4 tRNA genes are annotated in these 552 nt (G+C 47.6%); all 4 read right to left on the bottom strand.

The window, feature by feature from the left end:
• Positions 1-29: 29 nt before the first annotated feature.
• The 4 genes from JN080_RS29010 to JN080_RS28995 all read right to left on the bottom strand — a co-directional run bounded on the left by JN080_RS29010 (position 30) and on the right by JN080_RS28995 (position 546).
• Positions 30-114 (bottom strand) — tRNA-Leu (locus tag JN080_RS29010).
• Positions 115-129: 15 nt separating this feature from the next.
• A tRNA-Lys gene (locus tag JN080_RS29005) sits at positions 130-205 on the bottom strand.
• Between the two features lie 20 nt (positions 206-225).
• Positions 226-301, bottom strand: a tRNA-Thr gene (locus tag JN080_RS29000).
• A 169-nt stretch (positions 302-470) separates the two neighbouring features.
• Positions 471-546 (bottom strand) — tRNA-Val (locus tag JN080_RS28995).
• Between the last annotated feature and the right edge of the window lie 6 nt (positions 547-552).

The following is a 552-nucleotide window of genomic DNA, read 5'->3' as shown; positions in this document are numbered from 1 at the left end:
CACTGAACTACTTCCGCATTTGATTAAAATGGTGCGGGTGAAGGGACTTGAACCCCCACGCCTTGCGGCGCCAGATCCTAAGTCTGGTGCGTCTGCCAATTCCGCCACACCCGCATGATAAATATGAAATGGTGGGCCATGAAGGATTCGAACCTTCGACCCTCTGATTAAGAGTCAGATGCTCTACCAACTAAGCTAATGGCCCAAACTAACGGGTTGAAAAAGTGGTGCCGGCCAGAGGACTTGAACCCCCAACCTACTGATTACAAGTCAGTTGCTCTACCAATTGAGCTAGGCCGGCATATAAATGTGTTATTAATAAATTCTAAGCACTAGAATAGTTATCGTCACCCCGATCTCAGAAAGTTTATTCAAGCTGTGGCTCGATCGGTGCGCTGTAGATTATTCAAGATGCTTATTCGAGCGTGCTCTACCAATTGAGCTAGGCCGGCATAATTATTACTTAAAAATGGTGGAGGATGACGGGATCGAACCGCCGACCCTCTGCTTGTAAGGCAGATGCTCTCCCAGCTGAGCTAATCCTCCATAATG

Origin of the sequence: Bacillus sp. EB600, from assembly GCF_024494385.1 — a bacterium.
Lineage (GTDB): Bacteria > Bacillota > Bacilli > Bacillales > Cytobacillaceae > JAEVLT01.
Note: the sequence above shows the minus strand (reverse complement) of the source record. Positions and strands in the feature narration are given on the sequence as shown.